This is a genomic window from Pontibacter liquoris, from assembly GCF_022758235.1.
Lineage (GTDB): Bacteria > Bacteroidota > Bacteroidia > Cytophagales > Hymenobacteraceae > Pontibacter > Pontibacter liquoris.
Genome location: NZ_JALEBG010000003.1, coordinates 211552 through 228259, shown reverse-complemented (window position 1 = coordinate 228259; position 16708 = coordinate 211552). Strand labels below are relative to the sequence as shown.

The window sequence follows — 16708 nt, the reverse complement described above, 5'->3', positions numbered from 1 at the left end:
AAGAGTAATGCCAAGTATAGATGTGTGTTACAGCCCGGAGTTGTTGCACTTGTATGACCTGGAGGGGAAGGCTGTTGTAGCCGTGGATATTCTGCGGGCTACCTCTACTATGACCACTGCCTTTGCCTACGGTGCCGCCGATATTATCCCGGTCATGAGCCTGGAAGAGTGCATGGCTTATGCTGCACAGGGCCACCTGACGGCTGCCGAACGCGATGGCATTAAAGCAGACGGTTTTGACCTGGGCAATTCGCCATTCGGCTACATGCAGGAGGAGATCAAAGGCCGTACCATTGCCATTACCACCACCAACGGCACGCGCGCTATTCGTTTGTCTGAAGCAGCTTCGGAGATCATTGTGGGTTCGTTCCTGAACCTGCAGGCCGTGGCCGACCACTTGCGGGAGCTGCAGCTGGATGTGCTGGTAGTATGTGCCGGCTGGAAAGGCAAGTTTAACCTGGAAGACACGCTGTATGCCGGTGCCCTGGTAGAGCGGTTGCAGGATGCTTTCGCTTTTGAGAACGATGCCACCTTGGCCTCGTTATACTTATACCAAACGGCCAAGGCCGATCTGCTCACTTTTCTGCGGCAGTCCTCGCACGTGCGCCGGCTGGAGAACCTGGAGATTCACAAAGACATTGCATTCTGCCTGCAGCACGACCTTTACAACGTGTTGCCCGTTTGGCGCCACAACAAGCTGGTAGACCTTAAAGTTAGAAAGTTAGAAAGTTAAAGAGTTAGAGAGTTAAAGTATAAACAGCTTTCTAACTCTTTAACCTTCTAACTTACTTCAGTTTTTCGTTCTGTTTATGGCGCTGGCTGTCGCGGCTGGTTTTTTTGTCCAGGTTCTGGCGGAGGGCTTCGGTCAGGTCGATGCCGGTCTGGTTAGCCAGGCAGATGAGCACAAACAACACATCGGCCAGCTCGTCGCCCAGCTGTTTGCCTTCATCACTTTTCTTAAACGACTGCTCGCCATACTGCCGGGCAATGATGCGGGCCACTTCGCCCACTTCTTCGGTCAGGATGGCCATGTTGGTCAGCTCGCTGAAGTAACGAACACCATTCTCCTTTATCCATTTATCAACAAGGGCCTGTGCATCAGCTATAGTCATGTGGGGGTGGGTTGGTTATCTGCCAAATTTAATCACAAAATCCACATAAGGTACGCCAATAAATATTTCCTGGGCAATGTCCGGGTTATTTATAAAGGCCAGGTCCACTGTCAGCTTCTCGCCCATAAACCGCAGGCCATAGGAGTAAATGCCGTAATACCCGTCGGTCGGGGCCAGCCAGTTTTCCGTAACCAGCCCAACTTTGCGGCCCACGCGCCGCATACCACTAAACGTAATAATGGGCTTGCTGGAAAAAGAACCATCTACATACCCGTAACCCAAGCCAAGTGTGGCGTTGTTGTCGGTGCTGCCGTAGGTTACAATGCCGTAGCCAACGCCTAAGCCGCTGAATTCCTCTTCAATGTTGGCAGCGTTAAGGTAGAGGATGCCTGCCCCGGCACGCAGTTTCTCGCTTACCGGGAATGTATACTTGGGAGTGAGAAAGAAAACAGGCGTTCCGGTAACAGTGGAAATGAGCTCAAACCCGCCGCCCAGGGTAAAGTTGTCGGTTATACCATAGTTAAAGGAGTTAACGGTCAGGTAGGTGTTCTGGTAATACATTTCTCCTTTGCGGAGGCTGAAAGCGGAAGGGCCAAAAAGATAGCGGGTGGCGTTGGGATTCTCGAACCAGTAAACGCCGTTTTTAAAGTTACGCTCATCTAGTTCCTGCAAGCGCTTCACCCTGCTTTTAGGTATGGTTATGTCGCCGGCACTTTCGGTGCGTAACCGGATATTAAGCTCATCCTGGCCCAGCAGAATGCCCTGAATCAAAGAACCATCGTTTGTTTCCACCACCCAGCGCCGGGGAGCGCCTTGCTGTACCTGTGTGGTATCGGTCTGCGCCACAGCGCTGGAGCTCAAAAGGAGCAACACCCCCAGGCAAAGGCATAGGTAAAAGCGGGCATGATGGTTAGAGGCCGATAGAAAGTTGCATCGCATAGGGCAGGATTTAAAAATGTAAGTATAAAAATATAGAATATACTTTATACGTACAATACCTCCCGGAAGCGATGGCGTTATTCCTTATTTTTAGAGTCGATAATGATGGTAACCGGTCCGTCGTTGAGCAGCGATACTTTCATGTCGGCGCCAAATTCGCCTGTTTGTACCGGCTTGCCCAGCGCCGTCTTCAGCAGGGTTACAAAGCGCTCGTAAAGCGGAATGGCGATAGCCGGAGGTGCGGCCCCGATGTAAGACGGGCGGTTGCCTTTCTTGGTATTGGCAAAGAGCGTAAATTGGCTGATGACAAGTATATCGCCGTTTACATCCTGCACGCTCAGGTTCATCTTCCCGGCTTCATCAGAAAAAATGCGGAGCTGGGCAATTTTAGATGCCAGCCAGGCCAGGTCTTCCTCAGTATCGTCGGGGCAAATGCCAGCCAGCACAAGCAAACCTGTTCCGATCCGGCCTTTTACTTTTTTCTCAATCTCGACAGAAGCCTCGGTGACCCGCTGAATAACGACGCGCATGGTTTACTCTTATTTGGTTTGGCGCAAAGGTATTGATTTGGAAAAGCGCTTACAAACGGCTGCGCTGGCAGCGGATCGTTTTGCTCTGCTTAAGCATAGAAAGGCAGGTATTGAAATGCTGTAGGAGCCGGGTCCAACCACCCCTGAGCCCTCCTTGACTAAGGAGGGGAGTTCGGTGATTACTGCAGGTGAAGTATAATCTTTGTGGTTCAGGCTGTTGATAAAAGACTAACTCCCTTCCATGTTGTCATCTCGACGCAAGGAGAGGTCTGTCTGAAATGCTATCAGGAAACTATTTTAGATTTCTCCTATCGTCGAAATGACAGCTTGCTGAAGTATAAGCAGGTTAGTTTCAGTGATAACATCTCCCTACCCCCTTCAAAGGGGGACTTAGTTTAAGTTGCATAATAAAAGACAGGAGCTATCGAAACAGATCCCAGTCCTTGGGTTGAGCGCCTTGGTGTGTTGCGGTGCCTGAAAGGCAGCCCGCAGCGTAAGCGAGGAGCAGCTTCACGCCACAGCGCGATGCCCGAGGACGAGCCCCCGCGGACTTGGAGCGCTCCAAAGCAATAAATGAAACAAGGCAAGTATAAGACTGAGCAAGAAAGGCTGCTAGCAAGTATAGCTAAAGTATAAAACTGCGGATTGTGATCAGCTAGCAAAGTATAACTCAAGTATAACCGGAAGTATAAAACCGAGCATCAACCTCAAGCTAACAAGTATAGCCCAATTGGAGTTGCAGAAGGCGGCAGCAAAGTATAGCTTGAGGTAGCTTCCTTAAACGGAGCAATACAGCTAGTTTCCAAGTATAACCAGCAGTATAAACCAGAGGCCTCAAACAGCACCTGGCAAAGTATATCCGAAAGTATTACTCGAAAACAGAAAATAAAAACGCCTTATCAGTCCACGTAGCCTTCGTAGCGGATGCGACTCACTTTGCCGTTCTTCAGAAAAAAACGCAACGAGACGGGGGCGCCTTCACGGTTAGAGGCAACTACCTCGGTAGGCGTTTGTGTGATCCGGAGCGGTTGGTCAGGCTGGGCCTTCAGGCGATTCATAAGCTCAGCCTGGCTCATACCCACCCGCAGGTTGTTGCGCAGCGTAATCGCGCTGCTTTTAATATCGGCCACTTGCAGCAGCAGCTCGCCGGTTTGGGTAGGGGCGTAAAACTCCAGCATCGAGGTGTCAAACCGGATGGTGAAAAGCGTATCGGTAACAGCCGGTTCGTGCAAATTTTCAATGGCATCGGCATCTATGGTGAAATCAGTGCTGATGCGGTCGTAGTAAGCACTCAGGCTCCGGCCTTGGGCGCGGCTGGCTACAAAAGGATTTCCCAGCAGGTCTGTTGTGGCAGATTCGCGTGTGTTGCGGCGCGTGGCGGTGGTGTCGGCAGCGGCCAGCGTAGGCAGTTGCTTGTGCGGAGGGGCTGCCTGTTCTTCCTGCCCTTTGTCTGCGCTGCAGGCCGGCGAAAATATACTGATGGACAACAGCAACACCAGCAACCGCACCGAAAGGGAAGGGTTGTAACAGAGGGTGTTGTGGCGCAGGTAGGGCATGATGAGCGTAGAAAGAGGATGAAAATTTACACCTTACATACGTGAACCGGCCCCCAAAAAGTTATATTTAAAAGGATGGCTTTGCGTGTTTCTCCGCCGGATAAAGTTTAAATTCGCAACAAATATCAAACAAATATGGCTATCCAACAAATCGCTTTCATAACCTATAAAAGTACGGGTAATTACAGTGGCATTTCAGATGAGGAGAACGAAGCGCTGCTCCTGTTTCTGCAGGAAAAAGGCCTGGCCATTTCGTATCAGATCTGGGACGACCCTACTGTGGACTGGCGCCGGTTCGATGCCATTATCATGAAGTCGCCGTGGGATTACTTTGATAAGATAAATGCTTTTAATGCTTGGCTGGATGAACTCGAGAAGCTGGATGTGCCGGTGCTGAACCCCTTGCAAACCATCCGCTGGAACACCGATAAAAGCTACTTCAAAGACCTGGCAGCACAGCGCGTGGAGGTAGTGCCTACCTTGTGGCTGAACCAGGGCGATGCGTTTCAGGCCGAGGAGGTGTTTGCCCAATTGGGCGTGGAAAAGATCATCGTGAAACCGCGCGTGAGCGGGGGCGCCAAGAATACGCTGGCCCTTACCCTGGAGCAGGCCGTCGCCAGCACTTCTGCCATCAACGCGCTGCTGCAACAGGAACCTTTCATGGCGCAGCCTTTTATTCCGGAGGTGGCGCAGCAGGGCGAGTGGTCTTTCCTGTTTTTCGGGGGCAAGTATAGCCATACCGTGCTTAAAACCGCCAGGCCCGGCGATTTCCGGGTTCAGCACTTCTTTGGCGGTACCATTCATACGCCCACGCCACCGGCAGCCTTGTTGGCCACGGCGCAAACCATTGTAGAGAAGTTCGCCGCCGACTGCCTGTATGCCCGCGTAGACGGCGTAGCGATTGACGGCCGCTTTGTGCTGATGGAACTCGAACTGATAGAGCCTTTCCTCTTTATGGCAACCAGCCCGGGAGCTATGGCGCGTTATTATGAAGCGCTGCAGGCGCAGTTGCAGGCGTTGCGGGTAAGCTAGGTAGCAGTGTCGTTGTTGTGGAAGATTAGCAGTGGCACTTCTGCTGTGAGGACAAGTTTCTCTGCCAGACTGGGGTGCAGTATCCCCGCCAACATCCCCTGCTTGTGGGTAGTAAGCGCCAGCAGGTCTATCCGTTCGCGTTGCACATAGTCCTGCAGTGTCTCTGCTACATCGTCGCCCTCCAGCAGGGTAAAGTGAACGTCTTGTTCAGCTAAATTGGGTTGCAGTTTTTCTTTGAGCTGCGCTAGTAGCTGCCTGGCTTTCTTCTGGTCTGCCGGCGTTGCGATGTGCAGGCAGTGGAGGGTAGGATGGAAGGGTGCCAAAGTACCGATCAGGTACAAAATGGCTTCTTTATCTGCCTGATCAAAGCTGGTGGCGTATAGGATGTTGTGCCCTGCCTGTCCGGTATTGGTATTCGGAACGGTGAGTAGCGGCACGTTCAGTTTCTGTGCCATTTTGGTTGTAACGGTGCCAAAAATATTGCGGGCCAGGCTCGTCTCGCCCCGGGTAGCCATTACCACCAGGTCTGGATTATAGCGCTGTGCCTCTTCGGCGATCTTCTCTTCCGGCAACCCATGGACTAAGGCACGTTCCACCTGTACATGGCTCCCTTCTAAGCCAGCCTCGTTCAAAAGCTGCAGGTACAATTCTTCCAGTTGCATTTGGGCATCAGTATCATTGCGATGTAGCACCCGCTCTGTCTGTCGCTCCGATTGGGTCATTTCCTGGGGTGGGGGCATGTCCGTATCGGCATCCGACAGATAGTCCTGGTGGCAATGCAACAATAGCAGCCGGGCCTGTGGCTGGGCGGCTGCCAGCCTAAGCGCATAGCGACAGGCCTCTTCCGTACCGGCAGTGAAATCAACAGGGAGCAGGATTTTATACATAGTAGCTTTTATAAGATTGCAACTGTATACGATGGCTGGTGCGGGGATAGTTGTTACATAGCGGTTGAATGCTGCTTACGCGGCGCCTGCCGTGCAAACTACTGCCGGAGGCAAGGCTTTAAATTCAAAATTTCGCTTAGTTTTGTAGTCAGAACTTGCATCCCATGCCCAAACGCATCCTTTTATACTTTCTCGGCTTTGTTGTACTGGCGTCGCTGGCCTACTATGGCTTTAGCCGCTGGAAAGACTCGCGGGAGAAAGTGGACCTCTGGACGCTGGTGCCTGATAGCGCCACCTTTATTGTGGAAACCAGCCACCACGCCGCCCTGGTGGAGCATCTGAAGGAAACGGAGCTTTGGAACAGCGTGGCCATACTTCCTTTTGCCCAGCGCTTTCAGGAGAACATGGCCTGGCTCGACAGCATCTCGCCCGGCTCGCAGCGGTTGGCGCGCTTTCTGGATCAGAAAAATATTCTGACCTCGGTGCATGTGGTGGGCAAGGCCGATGTGGAAGTGGTATACTATGTGCCGGTCAATTCGGTGGGAGAGCACCGCTTTGTGCGCACCCTGACAGAGAACATCAGCAAAAGTGCGGTCTATAAAGAGGACACACGCAAGTACCAGGGCGTAGAGCTGACGGATGTGATCAACACGCGCAACGGCAGTAGCTTTACTTATTTCTCATATCATAACAACCTGATCATGAGTCCCTCGCCGGTGCTGGTGGAGGAGATCGTGCGGCGCATTAACCACGGCAACCTGGTGTCGGTGGCGGCCAGCTTTAAAAGCACCAATTACCTGAACCAGCCCGAAGTATACGCCAACGTTTTTGTTAACTACCGCAACCTGCCCGACCTGCTGGGTTTGTTTATGCAGCCCGAGCTGATGCCCCAGGTGCAATACCTGAGCAGCCTGTGCCAGAGCGGGATGCTGGAACTTAAACTGGAGCACGATAAAATATTTCTCAACGGCTTTTCGAACCCGGAGCGCCTGAAAGGGTCGTTGCACAGCGACATGCAGCCCCGGCGGCCGTATCCGCTCGGCGTGAAAGCTTACCTGCCCAGCCGCACCGCGGTGCTGCTCCATTTTGGCCTGGAGGAGGTAGCCCGACTGCGGGCGCAGGGTAGCGAGGCCCGGAAAGGCTCGGCCTATGCCGCCACTGCCGACAGCCTGGTGCATACTTTCAGCAACGAAGTAGCCCTGGCGTACCTGGAATCTTACAACATCACCACCAGCCCCGAGAAAGTAGTGTTTGCCCACCTGGGCAAGAAAGCCTCTGCCAACAAATTGCTTGCAAGCCTGATCCGGCAGGTAGCGGCCGCACGTAAAAACAAGCCCTACAAAGAGGAGTATGGCAGCTATACCATCCAGCTGCTGGACGTGCCGGAACTGCCGGCGCAACTGTTTGGCAGGCTGTTCGGTGGCTTTGAGCAAAGTTATGTGGTGCAGGTAGACGATTACATGTTGTTCTCCTCCGATATGGCCACACTGCGTTCGTTGCTGGACGATATCTCGGCCGAAAATGTGTGGAGCAAATCGGTGGCGCAAAAAGCTTTTCTGGAAGAAACACTGCAGGAAGCTAATTTCAGCCTCTACCTGAACACCGTTAATGCCTGGTACATCCTTAACCGCTATGTGACCGACAACGACCGCGAAGACCTGCTGCAGAATGCCTCGCTCATCAAGCGGTTTAACCAGGTAAGCCTGCAGTTCTCCAAAGTAGACTCACAGTACTATACCAGCTTTGTGTTCAGGCGGCAAAACAGGAGCAAGACAGGTGAAGATGTCTTCAGCACCGAACTCACCATGCCGTTCCCGAGCCGGCTGGACACCCGGCCTTTTGCCATCCAGAATGCCGTGGACCGAAGCCCGGAGGTGGTGGTGCAGGACTCGGCCAACATACTTTATAACATCACAGCCAACGATAAGCTGGGCTGGACTGATACGGTGGGCACCTCCATCAGGGGCGAGGTGCAGCAGATAGAATACGGGCCGGACAAAAAGCTTCGCTACCTGTATGCCACTGCTAACCACATCCACGCCGTAGACAACCACGGCCAGGAACTGGACAACTTTCCTTTTAACCTGGGCGACTCGCTGCGCATCCAGCACCTGTCGGTATATGATTATGATGGCAAAGGCAATTACGGCCTGCTGGTAGACGATGCCCAGGGCAACCTGTACCAGTATGATATGCGTGGAACGGCTATACCTGGCTGGCAGCCGCGGCCCATGGACTACCGCCTGGCGGCCGCGCCGCAGCATGTGCAGGTGGGCGGCCACGACGTGCTGCTGGTGCTACTCGAAAACGGGTATGTGTATGCCCTCAACCGCGACGGCGAAACGTATCCCGGTTTCCCGTTCAGTGTTAAATCGCCGCTCACATCGGGTGCTGTGATCAGGGCGGGGTCCGACTTGCGCCGCACCGAAGTCACAGCTGTGACAAAGTATGGCCAGGTGGTGGTGTTTAATTTGCAGGGCAAAGTGCTGCGCCGGGAGCAGTTGCTGCGCCCCAGCAAGCGGGCTATGTTCGAGCTGGTGCCCGAAAGCAGCAATGGGCGCTCATTTATACTCGTGCGGCAGGACCAGGGCAAGGTGGCTATCTTTGACCAGGACCTGAAGCAGGTTTTTGAGAAGCGGTATGTGACCTCGGCGCCTAAAATAGTGCAGTTCTATCACTTCGGGGGCGATAAAAAACTATACGCCATGACTGAGACCGGCCCGCAGAAAACATACCTCTATGATGTGAAAGGCAATCTGATTGGCAGCCGCGCCCTGGAAAGCAGCCAGCCCGTCACCTTGTATTACAACGAAGCAACCAACAGTTATACTTTATACAAGGTGTTCCGGCGAGAGCTTAAAAAGATCTCCTTTAAAGTGGCGGAGTGATGTTCGGACCCCGTATCAAGTATCAAGTATCAAGATGAAAAGAACAGGATACAACGGGTGTTCGGGATGAGCGTTATACTTTGCACCAGCTACGGAAGCATACTTCTTATACTTCTTTATACTTCCCGCAACTCCTACGCTTTCCTGTTTACCACCCAAGCTGGTACCATAATACGAGCTTCTAGCTGTGTGACAGGGAAAATTTAAAAGCTCCTGAACCAGCCTTTCCTGTAAAAGAAGAATAGCTGCAGCCCGATGAGCGCGACCATCAGAAAGAGCAGGATCGGGTACGCGTACGGCTGGTACAGCTCGGGCATGTTGAGCGGATAGACGCGACCCGTTTCCGGGTTTTCGTGTGCAAAGTTCATCCCGTACAAACCCACTATAAAACTGAGCGGAATAAAGATACTGGAGATAATGGTGAGCACTTTCATGATCTCGTTCATGCGGTTGCTGACCGTTGACATGTAGAGCTCCACCAAGCTGGAAGTCATTTCCTTTTGGTTGTCGATCAGGTCGATGAGCTGCACGACATGGTCGTAGGCATCGCGGAAGTATACGCGCAGGTTCCCGGGAATCACGTTTTCATCGAGGCGCAGCAACTCGTTCAGTTTGTCGCGCTCGGGCCAGACAATGCGGCGGAGCTTGATCAGTTCGCTTTTGAGGCTGAGCACCTCGCTGAGCGATTGCCGGTTGGGCTCCAGCAACACTAGCTGCTCTAATTTATCGGTATAACTGCCGATATCGCTCATCACCGGGAAATAATAATCCAGCACCACATCCAGAATAGCATAGGCCAGGTACATGACCGGGCGCGTACGGATAACGCCTTTGCCAACGCGGATACGCTCGCGTAGCGGGTCCAGACAATCCTCGTAATCGCTCTGCAGCGTGAGCACGTAGTTGGGGCCTGTAAAAATGGAAAGCTGCACATCATCCAGGCAGTGCGTGTCGTTTGACCAGCGCAGCATGCGCGAAATCAGGAACAGGCGGTTGCCCTCGAATTCTTCTACTTTCGGCCGCTGGTAATCGTTGATCACATCCTCCATCTGCAGCGGGTGCAGCCCGAAATCGCGGGTGATCTCTTCCAGTAACGAGAGGTTACCATACCCGCGTATGTCGACCCAGTGGCGGGCCTCCGGGGCGTTTCGCACCTTTTTGAGCAGTAGCTCATAGCTTTCCAGTTCCATTTCTTCCAGCGAGCTCTCGGAAAACGAGATCAGGAAAAAGCGCGGCTCATAGGCTTCGGCAGGCACGTACAAATGCCCGGGGCGGTCGCCCACTCTGCGGTCCAGTATCTTGCTTCGGTTGTGGCGGTTTTTTCTTCGTTTCGACATAGTATGGCAAAGCAGCGGTACAGGTGCAAGGTAGTAATTAATTCAGGCGCCGCCACGTTTGGAGCCGTACTTAAACAACTTCCGAGACCGATACGGCATCCAGCTCCAGCAGCCTGGCGGTCACGTCGGGCTGCAGCTTTTTACGCACCTCCAGCACCAGGTGGCAATCGAGCGCAAACTGCTGTTGTTTTATCTCCAGTTCGTATTCCTTTACCAGGCGCATCACCTCGTTCATCTGCGCATACTGGAAGTGCACCTGCAGCTGCACGGTTTCATACTTCTCAACGATGGTTGCCTGGCTAAGAGCATCGGCCGCCGCTGTTTTGTAGGCGTTTATCAGCCCGCTTACCCCCAGTTTTACTCCGCCGAAATAGCGCACCACCACTACCAGCACGTTGCTCAGCTCAGCCGAGCGGATCTGGCCAAGAATCGGGTCACCGGCCGAGTGGTTGGGTTCCCCGTCGTCGTTGGCGCGGTAGCGGCTTTTGTCGGCTCCCAATGTATAGGCGTAGCAATGATGGCGGGCATCGTAGTACTGCCGGCGGAGCGCTGCCAGCTGCTGCTTCACTTCCTCCTCCGAGTAAACCGGGTAGGCCAGGGCAATAAATTTGCTGCCTTTCTCTTTGTAGAGGCCTTCGGTGGGTGCGGCAATGGTATGGTAGGTATCTTGCATGGTTATAACCTGCGCTCAGGGCAGCAACGGCAGGAAGTATAAAACAAATTTAAACGAAAAGTTGACGCCTTACCAGCAGCTGTGCCCGAACACATAGCGCATTTCCCATAAAATCTGCTTATTTTGTAACAAACAAGCTTTATACTTTGCCCCAAGCCCCTTATATCCTGACCTTCGATAGCATTGGCTCCCTGTCCGAAGGCTTTCTAACCACAACCCAGCAGGCGCAGCAGTTGCCCTTTGCTGTGAAACGGGTGTTCTGGATGCACGGCACCCCAGCTGCTGTGGTGCGGGGGCGGCACGCTAATGTGGAGACGCAGGAAGTGCTGGTGGCCTTAACGGGAAGTATAAACGTGAAAACCGAGACAGCGGAAAGTTCAGCCGTATTTGAACTGAAACATCCTGACCAGGGCTTGTATATACCGGCTATGTGCTGGACGGAACTGACATTTTCTCCGGGCGCCATTGCGCTTTGCCTGGCTTCTACCGATTTCAGCGAAGCAGATTACATCCGGGATCACGCATTATTTAAAAAACTGGCTGTGCCAGCGGCAGCCTTAAAAACGGAACAAAGCCGTAAGTAGCCTTTTATCATTTGCCCTAAGCTATTCTTAAGCCCTGCCCCAAGCCTTATGCCGCTCCTCCCATACTTTGCTTTCAGAGATTACCCGGCAGGGCTGGAGGCACAGCTCATGCAGGCCGTAACCGACACCGTGAGCAGCAAAAGGTATATCCTGGGGGCGCACTTAGAAGGGTTTGAGCAGGAATTTGCGCGGTATCTAGGTATGGCAGCTGCCATCGGAGTAGGCAACGGCTACGATGCCCTGGTCATAGCCTTAAAAGCCGTGGGCGTTGGCCCGGGCGATGAGGTCGTGGTGCCGGCTCATACGTTTGTGGCTACCCTCAACGCGGTGCTGCAGGTAGGAGCCAGGCCGGTGCTGGCCGACCCTGATAAAGCAACTAATAACCTCACAGCCGCCTCTGCAGGCAAATACATTACCTCCCGGACAAAAGCAATTTTGCCGGTGCACCTTTACGGGCAGGTATGCCAGATGCAGGAGCTGCAGCAACTGGCCCAAGAGCACAACCTGCTGTTGATCGAGGATGCCGCACAGGCACATGGCGCAAAGTATAAAAATCAGCTGGCGGGCACCTTTGGCCACGCAGCGGCTTTCAGCTTTTACCCCACCAAAAACCTGGGTGCCCTGGGCGATGGCGGCGCTGTGGTTACCAACAGCCCGGCGCTTGCTGATTTTGCCCGCCGGTACAGGAACTATGGTGAAAGCCGGAAGTATCAATCAGAACTCATCGGCATCAACTCGCGGCTGGATGAGCTGCAGGCGGCCGTGCTGCGGGTAAAGCTACCGCAGCTCGACGTACTCAACGCTGAGCGGCAGCGGCTGGCGCAGGTATACCTGCAGGCGTTGCAGGGAACAGGTGACCTTATACTTCCGGTTACAGCGCCGGACTGCAGCCATGTATACCACATCTTCAGCATCCGCACCGAATTTAGAGATCAGTTGCAGGCCTGGCTCCAACAACAGGGCATTGCGACGGCGGTGCATTACCCTGTGCCGGTTCACCTGCAGCCTGCTTACCGTTTCCTGAAGTATAAACCCGGCGATTTTCCGGTGGCGGAGGAACTGGCCACAACGAGCCTGAGCCTGCCGCTTTTTCCAGGGCTGGCACAGACAGAGCAGCAGGCGGTGATACAATGTATAACGCAGTTTTTTAACTAAGTTGCTGATGAGCCGGCTGCCTCTAGTTTCTGTTATCTGCCTGTGTTACAACCATGAACGCTTCCTGGTCGAGGCGCTCGATTCCGTTCTGGCCCAGACCTACCCCAACCTCGAAATAATTGTGGTAGACGACTGCAGCACCGATAACAGCGTTGCAATCATCAAGCAATACCGGCAGCAGCATCCGCACATTAGGTTTATTAGCACCGGGCATAACCGCGGCAACTGCGCGGCCTTTAACATGGGCTGGCATGCCAGCAAAGGCGCGTTTCTAATCGATTTTGCTACCGACGATGTGCTGCTGCCCGACCGTGTGGCCCAACAGGTAGCTGCTTTCCAGGCGCTGGATCATAGCTATGCGGTTGTGTATTCTGATGCGGAATATATCAGCGAGCGCGGGGAGCCGTTATACCTGCACAGCCACAAGTATAAAGCAGCTCCGGATGGCGATGTGTTTGCCGAAGTGCTCCAGCGTTACTTTATCTGCCCGCCAACCATGATGATGCGCCGGACGGTGCTGGAAGAACTGGGGGGGTACGATGAAGCGCTGGCTTACGAGGATTTTGATTTCTGGGTACGGTCGGCCCGCAGGTATAACTATTATTATTTACCTGCAGTAACTACCCGACGACGGCTGCATGGCCGTTCCCTTTCCAGAAGCTGGTATGCGCCGGGCAACAGACTGCTGGCTTCCACGGTTACTGTTTGCGAAAAAGCCGCCGCCCTGGTGCAGACGCCCCGGGAGCATTCTGCCTTTAAAATCAGGTTGTTATATGAAGTCAGGCATGCCTACCTGACGGATAACTTTGAAGAAGCGGCCCGGCTCTTTTCTCTGCTATCCCGCCAGGGGAATATCCCAATAAGCTACCGGCTGATGGAGCAATTAAACAGGGCCCGTTTTAGCCTGCATTTTTTCCGGAAATGGTATTTTATGCTTAGATATCTGTAACATTTGCACAGTTCTTGCATAGAATGGGTATATTTACGTATTTTTATCGACTCACGCATTTATTTTTGCGTAAATAACACTCCAGGAGGTTTACCTGCACGCCTGTTTATCAATAATATGCGTATACTGACGTCCTGTTTCTAAAGTATTTTAAAAGCAATTTGAGCCTTATCAAACAAAATAGCATTATGATCACAGCAGTTGCCACAAGAGGAGAAGTAATTCGATGGATGGAAAGTTTTGTGAGTGAAAAAATCACGGAATTTCTGAAATCGGTAGAAGACAGCTGGCAACCTGCTGATCTTTTACCTGATACGACGTTCGATAATTTTCTGGACGAGATCAAACTCCTGCGTGAGAGGGCCAAAGACCTGAGCTACGATTTATTGGCTGTGCTGGTAGGTGATACCATTACCGAAGAAGCGCTTCCCACCTACGAAAGCTGGCTGATGACCATTGACGGCCTGCCACAGGACCCCAATGGGCCGTGGATGAAGTGGAACCGCAGCTGGACTGCCGAGGAAAATCGCCATGGCGATGCCCTGAACCGTTATTTATACCTGACAGGCCGCATTAACATGCGCGAGATGGAAGCTTCGACGCAATACCTGATTGCTGATGGCTTTGACCTGATGACCGACAACGACCCATACCGCTCGTTTGTGTACACTAGTTTTCAGGAAACGGCAACCAACATTTCGCACCGCCGTGTAGCCCAGATTGCCAAGCGGCAGGGCGATAACATGCTGGCCAAGCTTTGTGGCCACGTAGCAGCCGACGAGGCACGCCATGCCAAAGCATATAAAGCGTTTGTGAGCAAGATATTTGAAGCCGATCCGAACGAGATGATGCTGGCTTTTGAAGATATGATGCGGAAGAAAATTGTGATGCCCGCCCACTACATGCGCGAGCTTGGCGTGGAGATCGGCCGCACATTCGGCCATTTTACCGATGCCGCACAGCGCATCGGCGTGTATACTGCTGCCGACTACACTGATATTCTGGAAGGCCTGATCGATGAGTGGAAGATTGATGCCTTAACCGGCCTGAACGAAGCCGGAGAGCGCGCCCGCGATTACGTGATGGCCCTACCTGTAAGACTGAAGCGGGTGGCCGAACGCATGAAAGCGCCTACTCTGGAGTATAAATTCCGTTGGATAGACTAATTTAATAGACTATACAGCAAGTATAAAAAGCATATGAACGAGCAGCCTGGTAAACAGGCTGCTCGTTTTGTTTTCAGCCCTGGGCTAAAGAAAAACCAGGTTCCAGTAGCCTTTCTTCTTCTAAATCGGCGCTGGCGGGTAATTTCTTTTGGTGGCAGCCGGGCAAATGTGCCCGGCAAAAAACAGGCTACCTATATCGCTTTTATGCAGCGGCACGTTTTAAAGAGAGCTGACAGAAATAAGGATTGCCAGTTTGTTGTGGAAAACTGCGGCAGCAGCTGTGTAACACGATCTTTGACCTGTTGCTGCAATCTTATCGGGCTTTTACCGAACATTGCACCCGCCCCGTGTGTTACAGAATAATAAAATACTGAATTTATGGCTTTAGGATATCGCTTTACAGACTATGTGCCGCCGCAGGACGACAAGCCCGGGTTTGAGTCGCTGCTGAAGATATTTCTGCAGCTGGTTACCATTTCTTCCGGCGATGTGGGCGAGGCGCTGGCCTGGCTCAGCTCGCTGGACAAACAGTATAACCTGACCAGCGACGAGTATGGCATCGGGGATTTTATTGAAGATCTGAAAAAGAAAGGCTACCTGGACGAAAACCCACAGGAGAAAGGAGCCTTTACGCTCACTGCTAAAAGTGAGCAGGGCATCCGCCGCAGTGCGCTGGAAGAGATCTTTGGCAGGCTGAAAAAAGGCGGCAAAGGCACCCACGCTACCCCGCACACCGGCATCGGCGACGAAGCCGGCACCGACCAGCGCGAGTACCGCTTCGGCGATGCGCTGGAGCAGATCTCCATGACGGATTCGCTGCGCAATGCCCAGATAAACCACGGCATTGGTGATCTGCGATTGACCGAGCAGGACCTGGAGGTAACCGAAACAGAACACAAAACCCAGGCCGCTACGGTGCTGATGATCGATATTTCCCACTCAATGATCCTCTACGGCGAAGACCGCATTACGCCGGCCAAAAAAGTGGCCATGGCGCTGGCGGAGCTCATCAAGCAAAAGTACCCCAAAGACACGCTGGATATACTTGTGTTTGGAAACGATGCCTGGCAGATCGAGGTGAAGGACTTGCCTTACCTGGAAGTGGGCCCGTATCATACCAATACAGTAGCAGGGCTGGAGCTGGCCATGGACATTCTGCGCAAGCGCAAAACGCCTAACAAACAGATCTTCATGATCACCGACGGCAAACCTACCTGCCTGAAAGAAGGGCTGCATTACTATAAGAATAGCTTTGGCCTGGACCGCAAGGTGGTGAATAAAACGCTGAACCTGGCCGCCCAGTGTCGCCGCATCAAGATCCCGATCACCACGTTTATGATCGCCTCGGACCCTTACCTGCAGGCGTTTGTAGATGAATTTACGAAGGTGAACAACGGGCAGGCGTATTACAGCAGCTTGCAGGGCCTCGGCCACCTTGTGTTCCGGGATTACAAGCAAAACCGTAAGAAGAATTTTTAACGTGTAGCTCTCGCAATGTGCGCAACAGCTTCGAAGTATTCCGGAGGCTCCTGCGAGCGTCTTGGATGCTACTAAGTAATAGAATGCCTGTATATGTTGTACCGAACTTCGTAGTATGAAACCATCCCTGCCACGGTTTCCCTGATCCGCAAGGGATGAGACCAACATGGCAAGCAGGGAGTTCTCAAGAGTCAACTTTTGGATTGTAAATCCGAAAGAGCAGTAGTGGGGGAAGCTTACGAGATTCTGGTTTTAAATCTTCGGGCAAGCAAATATAAGATAAACGAGAAGGCTAAGAACACTTGAAAAAGGCTGAGGCTAATTTTATGGGTAATCCGCAGAGCGCCTCCTATAATAACGATAAGTACCGCGAGGTACATCAGCAAAGTGTATAAGGATGGCTTTTTCATAGCCTGAAACT

The 16708-nt window shown here is 52.7% G+C and carries 17 protein-coding genes; 10 read left to right on the top strand and 7 right to left on the bottom strand.

The genetic code is table 11. From position 1 onward, the window contains the following. The first annotated feature begins 7 nt into the window (after positions 1 to 7). Positions 8 to 733, top strand: a complete 726-nt coding sequence (locus tag LWL52_RS17995; protein ID WP_242922784.1) for a 2-phosphosulfolactate phosphatase — start codon at positions 8 to 10, stop codon at positions 731 to 733. A gap of 52 nt (positions 734 to 785) precedes the next feature. Here the strand turns inward: LWL52_RS17995 and LWL52_RS17990 are convergent, their stop codons facing one another. From LWL52_RS17990 to dtd, 3 genes are all read right to left on the bottom strand, one after another. After that, positions 786 to 1112 carry a nucleotide pyrophosphohydrolase gene (locus LWL52_RS17990; RefSeq protein WP_242922782.1) on the bottom strand — a complete coding sequence of 109 codons (327 nt, stop codon included), beginning with the start codon at positions 1110 to 1112 and terminating at the stop codon, positions 786 to 788. 15 nt (positions 1113 to 1127) lie between these two features. After that, on the bottom strand, positions 1128 to 2051 hold the full coding sequence (locus LWL52_RS17985) for a hypothetical protein (protein ID WP_242922780.1): 924 nt from the start codon (positions 2049 to 2051) through the stop codon (positions 1128 to 1130). A gap of 77 nt (positions 2052 to 2128) precedes the next feature. Continuing rightward, the gene (gene dtd / locus LWL52_RS17980; protein ID WP_242922778.1) at positions 2129 to 2581 is read right to left on the bottom strand and encodes a D-aminoacyl-tRNA deacylase; all 453 of its coding nucleotides are present in this window, start codon (positions 2579 to 2581) and stop codon (positions 2129 to 2131) included. On the opposite strand from dtd, the gene LWL52_RS20585 reads away from it, so the two are divergent. Further along, positions 2580 to 2705: a hypothetical protein gene (locus LWL52_RS20585; protein ID WP_255749828.1), complete on the top strand. Its 126-nt coding sequence runs from the start codon at positions 2580 to 2582 to the stop codon at positions 2703 to 2705. The genes dtd and LWL52_RS20585 overlap by 2 nt on opposite strands. A gap of 775 nt (positions 2706 to 3480) precedes the next feature. On the opposite strand, the gene LWL52_RS17975 is transcribed toward LWL52_RS20585, so the two are convergent. After that, positions 3481 to 4137, bottom strand: coding sequence for a hypothetical protein (locus LWL52_RS17975; RefSeq protein WP_242922763.1), 657 nt, complete (start codon positions 4135 to 4137; stop codon positions 3481 to 3483). 135 nt (positions 4138 to 4272) lie between these two features. Here LWL52_RS17975 and LWL52_RS17970 point away from each other — a divergent pair, with 135 nt between their 5' ends. Further along, positions 4273 to 5169 (top strand): ATP-grasp domain-containing protein, encoded by an 897-nt coding sequence (locus LWL52_RS17970; RefSeq protein WP_242922761.1) that lies wholly within the window; start codon positions 4273 to 4275, stop codon positions 5167 to 5169. Here the strand turns inward: LWL52_RS17970 and LWL52_RS17965 are convergent. Beyond that, positions 5166 to 6056, bottom strand: coding sequence for a universal stress protein (locus tag LWL52_RS17965; protein WP_242922759.1), 891 nt, complete (start codon positions 6054 to 6056; stop codon positions 5166 to 5168). The genes LWL52_RS17970 and LWL52_RS17965 overlap by 4 nt on opposite strands. Before the next feature lie 164 nt (positions 6057 to 6220). On the opposite strand from LWL52_RS17965, the gene LWL52_RS17960 reads away from it, so the two are divergent. Further along, entirely contained in the window at positions 6221 to 8944 is a 2724-nt protein-coding gene (locus tag LWL52_RS17960; RefSeq protein WP_242922757.1) for a hypothetical protein, read from the top strand. Positions 8945 to 9147: 203 nt separating this feature from the next. Here the strand turns inward: LWL52_RS17960 and corA are convergent, their stop codons facing one another. After that, the gene (corA, locus tag LWL52_RS17955; protein WP_242922755.1) at positions 9148 to 10281 is read right to left on the bottom strand and encodes a magnesium/cobalt transporter CorA; all 1134 of its coding nucleotides are present in this window, start codon (positions 10279 to 10281) and stop codon (positions 9148 to 9150) included. 70 nt (positions 10282 to 10351) lie between these two features. Next, complete coding sequence (locus tag LWL52_RS17950) at positions 10352 to 10954, bottom strand: IMPACT family protein (RefSeq protein ID WP_242922753.1); 603 nt, start codon at positions 10952 to 10954, stop codon at positions 10352 to 10354. A 146-nt stretch (positions 10955 to 11100) separates the two neighbouring features. On the opposite strand from LWL52_RS17950, the gene LWL52_RS17945 reads away from it, so the two are divergent. From LWL52_RS17945 to LWL52_RS17920, 6 genes are all read left to right on the top strand, one after another. Next, entirely contained in the window at positions 11101 to 11538 is a 438-nt protein-coding gene (locus LWL52_RS17945; protein ID WP_242922751.1) for a sugar 3,4-ketoisomerase, read from the top strand. Between the two features lie 48 nt (positions 11539 to 11586). After that, positions 11587 to 12693, top strand: coding sequence for a DegT/DnrJ/EryC1/StrS family aminotransferase (locus tag LWL52_RS17940; protein WP_242922749.1), 1107 nt, complete (start codon positions 11587 to 11589; stop codon positions 12691 to 12693). Positions 12694 to 12700: 7 nt separating this feature from the next. Then, the gene (locus LWL52_RS17935; protein ID WP_242922747.1) at positions 12701 to 13642 is read left to right on the top strand and encodes a glycosyltransferase; all 942 of its coding nucleotides are present in this window, start codon (positions 12701 to 12703) and stop codon (positions 13640 to 13642) included. Positions 13643 to 13830: 188 nt separating this feature from the next. Then, positions 13831 to 14808, top strand: coding sequence for an acyl-ACP desaturase (locus LWL52_RS17930; RefSeq protein WP_242922745.1), 978 nt, complete (start codon positions 13831 to 13833; stop codon positions 14806 to 14808). A gap of 33 nt (positions 14809 to 14841) precedes the next feature. Further along, complete coding sequence (locus tag LWL52_RS17925) at positions 14842 to 15171, top strand: hypothetical protein (protein WP_242922743.1); 330 nt, start codon at positions 14842 to 14844, stop codon at positions 15169 to 15171. Positions 15172 to 15186: 15 nt separating this feature from the next. Continuing rightward, positions 15187 to 16287, top strand: a complete 1101-nt coding sequence (locus tag LWL52_RS17920; RefSeq protein ID WP_242922741.1) for a vWA domain-containing protein — start codon at positions 15187 to 15189, stop codon at positions 16285 to 16287. Positions 16288 to 16708 lie beyond the last annotated feature (421 nt).

Excerpts from the sequence above, each read along its gene's own strand:
- LWL52_RS17995 (WP_242922784.1), top strand. The coding sequence starts at position 8 with ATGCCAAGTATAGATGTGTGTTACAGCCCGGAGTTGTTGCACTTGTAT.
- LWL52_RS17990 (WP_242922782.1), bottom strand. The coding sequence starts at position 1,112 with ATGACTATAGCTGATGCACAGGCCCTTGTTGATAAATGGATAAAGGAG.
- LWL52_RS17985 (WP_242922780.1), bottom strand. The coding sequence starts at position 2,051 with ATGCGATGCAACTTTCTATCGGCCTCTAACCATCATGCCCGCTTTTAC.
- LWL52_RS20585 (WP_255749828.1), top strand. The coding sequence starts at position 2,580 with ATGGTTTACTCTTATTTGGTTTGGCGCAAAGGTATTGATTTGGAAAAG.
- dtd (WP_242922778.1), bottom strand. The coding sequence starts at position 2,581 with ATGCGCGTCGTTATTCAGCGGGTCACCGAGGCTTCTGTCGAGATTGAG.
- LWL52_RS17975 (WP_242922763.1), bottom strand. The coding sequence starts at position 4,137 with ATGCCCTACCTGCGCCACAACACCCTCTGTTACAACCCTTCCCTTTCG.
- LWL52_RS17970 (WP_242922761.1), top strand. The coding sequence starts at position 4,273 with ATGGCTATCCAACAAATCGCTTTCATAACCTATAAAAGTACGGGTAAT.
- LWL52_RS17965 (WP_242922759.1), bottom strand. The coding sequence starts at position 6,056 with ATGTATAAAATCCTGCTCCCTGTTGATTTCACTGCCGGTACGGAAGAG.
- LWL52_RS17960 (WP_242922757.1), top strand. The coding sequence starts at position 6,221 with ATGCCCAAACGCATCCTTTTATACTTTCTCGGCTTTGTTGTACTGGCG.
- corA (WP_242922755.1), bottom strand. The coding sequence starts at position 10,281 with ATGTCGAAACGAAGAAAAAACCGCCACAACCGAAGCAAGATACTGGAC.
- LWL52_RS17950 (WP_242922753.1), bottom strand. The coding sequence starts at position 10,954 with ATGCAAGATACCTACCATACCATTGCCGCACCCACCGAAGGCCTCTAC.
- LWL52_RS17940 (WP_242922749.1), top strand. The coding sequence starts at position 11,587 with ATGCCGCTCCTCCCATACTTTGCTTTCAGAGATTACCCGGCAGGGCTG.
- LWL52_RS17935 (WP_242922747.1), top strand. The coding sequence starts at position 12,701 with ATGAGCCGGCTGCCTCTAGTTTCTGTTATCTGCCTGTGTTACAACCAT.
- LWL52_RS17930 (WP_242922745.1), top strand. The coding sequence starts at position 13,831 with ATGATCACAGCAGTTGCCACAAGAGGAGAAGTAATTCGATGGATGGAA.
- LWL52_RS17925 (WP_242922743.1), top strand. The coding sequence starts at position 14,842 with ATGAACGAGCAGCCTGGTAAACAGGCTGCTCGTTTTGTTTTCAGCCCT.
- LWL52_RS17920 (WP_242922741.1), top strand. The coding sequence starts at position 15,187 with ATGGCTTTAGGATATCGCTTTACAGACTATGTGCCGCCGCAGGACGAC.